This window comes from Brockia lithotrophica, assembly GCF_003633725.1.
Taxonomy (GTDB): domain Bacteria; phylum Bacillota; class Bacilli; order Thermicanales; family DSM-22653; genus Brockia; species Brockia lithotrophica.
Window position 1 is genome coordinate 143,582 of the sequence record NZ_RBIJ01000003.1, and the last position, 6,000, is coordinate 149,581.

4 protein-coding genes are annotated in these 6,000 nt (G+C 54.4%); all 4 read right to left on the minus strand.

The window, feature by feature from the left end:
* Positions 1-186 precede the first annotated feature (186 nt).
* The 4 genes from C7438_RS05950 to C7438_RS05965 are packed head-to-tail and all read right to left on the minus strand — an operon-like array spanning position 187 to position 4,598.
* The gene (locus C7438_RS05950; protein ID WP_121444441.1) at positions 187-1,425 is read right to left on the minus strand and encodes an ABC transporter ATP-binding protein; all 1,239 of its coding nucleotides are present in this window, start codon (positions 1,423-1,425) and stop codon (positions 187-189) included.
* Positions 1,426-1,442: 17 nt separating this feature from the next.
* Complete coding sequence (locus tag C7438_RS05955; protein ID WP_245956531.1) at positions 1,443-2,348, minus strand: carbohydrate ABC transporter permease; 906 nt, start codon at positions 2,346-2,348, stop codon at positions 1,443-1,445.
* Positions 2,335-3,243: a carbohydrate ABC transporter permease gene (locus C7438_RS05960; RefSeq protein ID WP_121444442.1), complete on the minus strand. Its 909-nt coding sequence runs from the start codon at positions 3,241-3,243 to the stop codon at positions 2,335-2,337. Before C7438_RS05960 ends, C7438_RS05955 begins: the two co-directional genes overlap by 14 nt.
* Before the next feature lie 11 nt (positions 3,244-3,254).
* Positions 3,255-4,598, minus strand: coding sequence for an ABC transporter substrate-binding protein (locus C7438_RS05965; RefSeq protein WP_121444443.1), 1,344 nt, complete (start codon positions 4,596-4,598; stop codon positions 3,255-3,257).
* Positions 4,599-6,000: the final 1,402 nt, after the last annotated feature.

Here is a 6,000-nt window from a genome sequence, read left to right on the forward strand (position 1 = left end):
ACGCCTCCGCCACGGACGGAGCAAACGGTTGGTAACGAAAGAGGGCGTATTCGCCGCCCTTGGGATCCTCGGCTGTCTTCCGCTCTTTCGAGTCGGCCGGCATCTGGGCAGCCGACGATTTAGCGGCGGTCGCTGCCCCGGCTCCCGACTATTATCAAAATAACGCAACAAGGTTTCAACATTCGTTTAGTCTGAACTTCGCATACTCCAAACGGAGTGCAGCACATTTTTCCCGGTCCAGTGAAGGCCGAGATTTTCCCCGCTTTTCGGATCGAAAAAATGAACGTCCCGCCAGGAAAATACGAGGAGCATGCGAGACGTCACTTCAATCCTACCCGCCGGAACGACCCCTACCACCTCAGTTCGCCCCCAAGCAACGTACACATATTGCTCCCGGCCAACGTCTTCTACAAAGCGAAGGTCAACCGGGATGCGAACCGTCCACGGGCCATCTGGCTCGTGGTCCCGAAACGCCGCTTCCGTCCCGACAATTGGAATAAATCGAATTTCCTCCGGCCGGATGCCGATGACGACCGAACCTACCTTTCGGTCCACCAAAGCCGAAGCTATTGCTGGCGGAAGGGGTACAGAAACTTCTGGACGTTCTTCGAAACGAAGGGACTCACCTTCGACCTGGGCATGGATGAGATTCATCGGTGGAGTGCCAATAAATCCGGCTACGAATAGATTGGCGGGTCTCTCGTACACCTCTTTCGGAGTTCCGTACTGCATGAGGCGCCCTCCGGCCAGAACGGCGATACGCGTTCCTATCGTCATTGCCTCCGTTTGATCGTGTGTCACGTAGACAAGTGTAAACCGGAGTTTCTCTTGCAGACGGACGATCTCCGATCTAGCCTTTACGCGCAGCCGGGCGTCTAGATTGGAAAGCGGCTCGTCCATCAGCACGATCGGTGCCCGTTTTACAATCGCCCGGGCGAGGGCCACCCGCTGCCGTTGACCACCGGACAGCGCCCGCGGCAGGCGATCTTCCAACCCTTCCAAATCTAAAAGTTGAAGCGCTTCTCGGGCGCGGGTCTCAATGAGGGCCCGAGGGACCCCTTGCATGCGAAGCCCGAACGTTATGTTCTCCCAGACCGTCATATGTGGATAGAGGGCGTAATTTTGAAAAACCATGGCGATGTCCCTTAACCCCGGATCCAGATCGTTGGCCGGCTGGCCGCCGAGGTACAACGTACCAGTATCTACGCTTTCCAGACCGGCGATCAACCGAAGCGTCGTCGTCTTGCCACCGCCAGAAGGACCGAGAAGAACGGCTCGCTCGCCCGGTTCGACGGTAAAGGTCAGCCCCTCGACGGCCGTCACTGAACCGTATCGCTTCCCCACGTTCTCGAGGCGAATTTCGCCACGCCGATCGATTTCCCCCGCTGATTTCGTCAGAGACAAGGTTTGTTCCCCCCGTTCCATTAGTGGTAGTGGCAAGCCTAACCTTTCACACCGGAGTGCAGAAAAGTTTCCATAATTTGCCTCTGCGCCAAAGCGTATGCCAGAAGTGGCAGCAGCGACGTTAGCGTAGAAGCCGCCATCATAGCCCCCCAGTTTATGCCGCCTTCCAGGTTCGTAAACATCTGGAGCGCGATTGGCAAGGTATAGGAACTTTTTTCCTTTAAAATGAGAAACGGCCAAAAATACTCATTCCACGTGTTGATGAAAAAAAGGATGGTAAGCGCCACCAAGCTCGGTCGCACAAGCGGCAGTAGGACATACCATAAAATACGGAGTGTACCGATGCGCTCCATCAGGGCCGCCTCATAAAAAGAAAGGGGCACACTCCTAAACGCTTGTCGCAGCAAAAAAATGCCAAGCCCATCTGCAAGCTGCGGCAACGCCACCCCGAGCACCGAACTGAGAAGCCCGAGGTGAGCGACGATCAAATAATTGGGGATCATCGTCGCGGTAAAAGGGACAAAAGCGGTCAGCAAAAGCGCGTAGAACAGCACATCTCGCCCCCGAAAGCGATAAAACGAAAATGCATACGCCGCGAGGACACTCGTTACGAGCTTGGCAACCGTCACAATTAAGCTAATCCAGAAAGTGTTTACGATGTATCGAGCAAAAGGGACCTGCGTCCAAACGTAACGATAATGCTCGAGCGTCGGCCGAGCAGGCCAGAGGCTGAGCGGATCGTTGCTGATGGCGACGTTCGTCTTCAAAGAAGCACCGATCATCCACAGCACCGGAAATACAGTCCAAACTGCAACAAGCAAAAAGAGGATTCCCAGCACCACTGCCTCGAACATAGCGAACCTTCGCTTCGGCTTCCTTTCCTGAATAAGCCCGATCCCCAGAATCTCCTCAGCCGGCGAACCGATAGCCTTACTCATGCTCATAGTATACCCCTTTTTCAAGCACTTTTTTCTGAAGGACAAGAAATGCAGCAAAGATAAAAATTACCATCACTGCAGCGGCCGCACCCCGCCCCGTTTGGAAAAACTGAAATGCATACTGGTAGGTGAAGAAAATGAGATTGGTGCTTCCCTTGTCGGGTCCGCCGCCAGTTAGTATCTGAATTGGTACAAATACGTACTGCGTTCCCATCACCACGGTAAGCACAAGGACGTACAGGGCGGTGGCCGATGTCAGCGGTCGAACGATGTGCCAGAAGATTTTCCAGGGCGACACGTTGTCGATGCGGGCCGCTTCGATAAGCTCTCTAGGAATACCGGTCATACCTGCCAAAAATACGATCAGATGGTACCCAAAGATTTTCCAGGCTGTGATTAGAGATATAGCGACAATCACCCAGCCGAAAGAGGAAAACCATGCTGGAGAGTCGAGCCCCAAAAGCGAAATGAATCGAGCGATAGGGCCGCTTAATGGATGAAGAAGCCATAAGTATAGTATTGAAGCGACGGCCAGTGACAGAACGCTTGGCAGAAAGTAAAGTCCTCTAAGTAATTTCCCCACTCTGGGAGCTCTGAACGCCATCCCGTAGGCCAAAAAGTACGGGAGGGCAAATACGATCCCAAAAAGAATGATGGTGTAAATAACCGTGTTCTTTAGCGCGATCCAGAATTCTGGAGCGTTGAGCACAGCGGAGTAGTTCGCCAGACCGGCCCATTTTTTCACGGAACTGATCATGTTCCACCGCAAAAAACTTAGATAAAACGTGTACCCGAGAGGAAGGTATACGAACACTCCGAGAAGAAGCGCCGCCGGCGCAATCAAGATGAAGGGGACCCACCCCGTTGTCCGAGGTGAGCGCCACTGCTTGAACGCACGCATGGTCTCGCCCCTCAGCGAATCAGCGTATTGACTTTTTCGGCCGCCTCCTTAAGGGCTTCTTCTGGAGACTTTTTCCCGGTTAGGATGGCATCGCGGGCATCCAAAAGCACCTGCTCCGCCTGAAGTCCGTTGGTTCCGGGAAAGCTAACCCACGGAACAACGTCCGGCAGCTGCGCGACAGCGACTTTCATCAGCGGGTTTTGATCCATAAAGTCTTTCAAGTAGCGCGGGTCGTCAGCGACGCCTTTTCGTGCTGGGAGGTATCCCGTTCCCTTGGTCCAGACGGTGATCGCTTCTGGGGAAAGCAAGAATTTAATGAACTTCCAAGCCGCTTCCTGCTCCTTCGGATCCTGAGCAAAGATGAAGAGATTGTTGCCGCCAGCAGGGATGCGGCGCGGTTTTCCGTCGAACGTTGGAAACGGCGCGCCCTTGACGGTAAATTGAGCCTTAGACTCGACGTAATTTCGCCGCGCGATGGTCGTGATGTACATGGCGACTTTCCCTTGAACAAACGCCTCGGAACCCTCATCCCACGTCGCGTGAAGTGCTGTCTTGTCTTTCAAAACGAGATCCTGGTACAGCTGAAACGCTTCGATCGCCTCGGGACTGTCAAATCCCGCGACAAGACGCCCATCTTTTTCGATCAACATCCGGGCGCCGTTAGACTCGATCAGTGCCTGCTGTGCCCAGAAATCGCTTGGTTCCTGAAGATATAGCCCGTATGCGCCAGTCTTCTCCCGGATGACTCGCGCCGCTTCCCGCACCTCCGCCCACGTCTTCGGCGGTTTTTCTGGATCGAGTCCCGCTTTTTGGAACAGATCCGCGTTGTAGTACAGAATGGGGTTCGAAATCGAATACGGCATGCCTTCCAGCTTTCCGTTAACCCGACCGAGATCCAGAATGTTGGACGGAAAATCGGACAAAAACGCCTGCCCCTGCGGATCGCGGGACGCCGCTTCTTCAATCGAAAGATGGGGGAAGTTGTCTACCGCATAGCGCAAGAAGTTATAACCGATCTGCGCGACCGCCGGCGGTCGACCCGCAGCCAAAGCAGACTGTAGATTTTGCATTAGTCCAAGATACATGTTCGGTTGGAATCTCTCCACGACCTGGATGTCATCGTGTTCCTTATTAAACCGTTCGACCAACTCCCGAACTGCAGGTCCACCAAAGTTTTCAGAGTTGACGTGCCAGTATTCGATAATCACTTTCCCTTTTCCAGAGGTAGTTGTGTTTCTGTCGCCGGAATACGTCGACGCCTGAGAAGAAGCCTCTTCCGCTGGACGACCGCAGGCCGCCCCTATTAGTCCCACGACCAGCAATAGCACGACAAGAAGGGCCACGCGTCGCTTCATGGATTCAACCTCCTCGATCAATCTCTGATCCTTACCGGTGCCCAAGGATGTTTACCGACCGGTTTCAACGAAACTGAGCCGTAAAGGCGGCGAATTTTTTCGACGTCCTCTTCCAAAGCGGAAGACATCGATTTTTTGCCGCTTAGGATGGCATCTGTGGCTTTCATCCGAATTTTTTTCCGCCTCCAGGCTGTTGCCGCCGGAAAAACTCAGCCAGGGAACGACGTTCGCCAGATGCTGCCGGGTGAGCTTTAACACCGGTCGCCCCTCTAGGATCAATCGAAGCGCAGGGGGATCCGCCCAATCGTCCCGATGGGGCAAGTATTGGAAAATGAAAATCGCCAAACAGCACGATACGCACGACGGACTGTCCCCCTTCCTTGTCTGCCAGCCTGGGCTCGTAGCGCAAGAGACGGGAAGGCGTAGTGTGATACCGGTTCCAGCATGCCTATTGTACGACGGCTATGTTAACTCTCGGTAAAGAGACGGCAAAGGTTTGATGAAGAAACGATGAGGATTTGATGAAGAAGATATGGTTAAATTTTCGGATAGTTGTGTAAAAAGTGAGGTCCAAAACACTTTTACTCAGCCGAGTCAGGCGTTGCCCCGTGAGCGTTTTCCGACAGGTCGCTGAGGTGCTTCGAGTTCGGCATCCTCAGGTGGCGGCGCTCTAGAAAGAGACAGAAGTCGTCGGGATCTTCCTCAATGTGGCAGATGTCTTGCGACTCATAGGGGCAGAGCTCGGGAAGCAGCATGAGGAGTGGATGGCGTCTCGAAAGCATTTCAGTTTCAGATCGATGACCCGACTTATGCCGGCTCCAAGCTCGTTTTCCGAGACAGCCACCCTGAAGGAGGTGATGCAAAACTTTTGACATCAGCCCACTCGAAGGAGATCCAATTTATACCGCTAACCGAGACGTGACCCAGCCCCGGCTAGGCAGGGAAAGTTTCCTCACACATCCACTACGGACTCTACCGCTGGAACGGACACGTGGAATATGCTGTAGACCCTGCCCCTCACCTGCGCATGTGGCTTCGAGAGGAAAAAGAAGGGAAAAACCCGCTGACCGCTCACCTTCCCGGAAGGGAATCCTTGGCGCCCGCTCCGGGCAGAGGCGAGGAGAAGGAAGGCGACGATCCCCCACCGCTTCCTCTGCCGCACGGCCTTTCCCCCCACCCGATTCCCTTGCAAGAAATCCTATGCACCGCGCGTCCGAGAAAGGCGACGGCGGAGGAAACCTCCCGCATCTCCCCGCCACAAAAAGGGAATCCCTCGGCTTCTTTGAGAAGCCGAGGGATTCGCAAACAAGGCGGGAGCGACGCACGCCTGAGCTCAGCCAAGGCCGCCTTCGATCTCGAGTTCGATGAGCTTGTTGAGCTCTTGGGCGAAGACGAGGGGCAT

Excerpts from the sequence above, each read along its gene's own strand:
- C7438_RS05950 (WP_121444441.1), bottom strand. The coding sequence starts at position 1,425 with ATGGAACGGGGGGAACAAACCTTGTCTCTGACGAAATCAGCGGGGGAA.
- C7438_RS05955 (WP_245956531.1), bottom strand. The coding sequence starts at position 2,348 with ATGAGCATGAGTAAGGCTATCGGTTCGCCGGCTGAGGAGATTCTGGGG.
- C7438_RS05960 (WP_121444442.1), bottom strand. The coding sequence starts at position 3,243 with ATGCGTGCGTTCAAGCAGTGGCGCTCACCTCGGACAACGGGGTGGGTC.
- C7438_RS05965 (WP_121444443.1), bottom strand. The coding sequence starts at position 4,598 with ATGAAGCGACGCGTGGCCCTTCTTGTCGTGCTATTGCTGGTCGTGGGA.